The sequence below is a fragment of the Variovorax sp. 01T439_2 genome, assembly GCF_056398445.1.
In genome coordinates, this window is record NZ_JBFTPJ010001272.1 from 1 (window position 1) to 1,239 (window position 1,239).

Sequence of the window (1,239 nt, forward strand, 5' to 3'; positions counted from 1 at the left end):
AGGTTGAACATGGCCCAGCATGCAATTACCGCTGTTCACTTCAGCGACGGAAAGATCGATCTCGTCGCGATTCACCCGGTGGTGGAGCAGGAGTTCGGCTCGACCGAATTCGCGCTTGGCGCGGCACGGCGCATCGGCATCGGCGAATGCGTGGAGCTCCTCGCCGCCGGCGAGGAAGTGTGCCTTGCACGGCGCACCGAAAGCCATGCCTGGGAGGTGGTTTGCGATGTCCAGCTCCTGCCGGGCGGCGCCGGCATCACCGGCGTCGACGTCGTGGGCCACCCCAACGATGCGCTGCACGAACTTCCTGCGTGGGACTGAGGGCGCAGCGGGCGAGCTATATTGCGCGCTCAGCAACAGACAGAGAAGAAATCACCATGGCAAAAGCCTACTGGGTCAGCGCGTACCGTGCCGTCAACGACGCCGACAAACTCGCGGCCTACGCAAAACTGGCCGGCCCGGCCATCACCGCCGGCGGCGGCCGCTTTCTTGCGCGCGGCCTGCCCGCCGAGGTCTACGAGTTCGGCCTGTCCCAACGCACCGTGCTGATCGAGTTCGACAGCGTCGAGCAGGCCAGGGCCGTGCACGACAGCCCCGACTACCAGGCCGCGCTTGACGCGCTGGGCGACGGCGCGGAACGGGACCTGCGGATCATCGAAGGGGTCTGAGACATCCAGGGGATCGGGCTCTCAGGGCATGTCCGGTGCCCTGGCTTTCACCGGCTGCGCTCGCCGTCGCGCACGGATTCGATTGCGCCGTTGTAGATGCGCACGACGCCAAGGAATGCACCGCGACCGCGGTCGTATGTCCATTCCTCCATGGGAACGCACTGGTTCGCAAGAATCGCCTGGGGACTGCCCGCGCGGTAGGGCGTCACGATCCAGCCGAGCTGCAGCATCGGCACGCAGACGCTCTGGCGATAGATCGGCTCGCCGCATTTCTGAAGCAGCGACACGGGCGAATCGCCCTTGCCCACGAGCGAACCGTTGCAGCCCATCGACTGGGAAGCTTCGGCGGACGGAACAAGGATGGCCATGAACGCCGCCGCGAGCCAAAGGCTCCAGTGGTGGGGGTGAGAACTTTTTGAGAGAAGCTCAGGCATTGTCCGTGCGCGCCATGCGCGGTGCATCGAAGCGCGCAGGCGCCTGCGGCAAGCCGGCCAGGTCCGCGCGGGCAAACTGGAAGCAGTCGATCCCGGCAGGAAGCACGACGCCCGTCTGCGCCGAGCTGGTCCAGATG

3 protein-coding genes are annotated in these 1,239 nt (G+C 66.0%); 2 read left to right on the forward strand and 1 reads right to left on the reverse strand.

Features of this window, described 5'->3' with window-relative positions:
* Window positions 1-321: hypothetical protein (locus tag AC1DOC_RS34195; protein WP_478131639.1), on the forward strand; the 321-nt coding region annotated here is incomplete at its 5' end.
* 56 nt (window positions 322-377) lie between these two features.
* Entirely contained in the window at window positions 378-668 is a 291-nt protein-coding gene (locus AC1DOC_RS34200; protein WP_012746156.1) for a DUF1330 domain-containing protein, read from the forward strand.
* A gap of 47 nt (window positions 669-715) precedes the next feature.
* On the opposite strand, the gene AC1DOC_RS34205 is transcribed toward AC1DOC_RS34200, so the two are convergent.
* Window positions 716-1,036 carry a DUF2845 domain-containing protein gene (locus tag AC1DOC_RS34205; RefSeq protein ID WP_012746155.1) on the reverse strand — a complete coding sequence of 107 codons (321 nt, stop codon included), beginning with the start codon at window positions 1,034-1,036 and terminating at the stop codon, window positions 716-718.
* Window positions 1,037-1,239: the final 203 nt, after the last annotated feature.

What these genes read in the sequence shown, in the direction of transcription:
- AC1DOC_RS34200 (WP_012746156.1), top strand. Translation starts at nt 378, where the DNA reads ATGGCAAAAGCCTACTGGGTCAGCGCGTACCGTGCCGTCAACGACGCC.
- AC1DOC_RS34205 (WP_012746155.1), bottom strand. Translation starts at nt 1,036, where the DNA reads ATGGCCATCCTTGTTCCGTCCGCCGAAGCTTCCCAGTCGATGGGCTGC.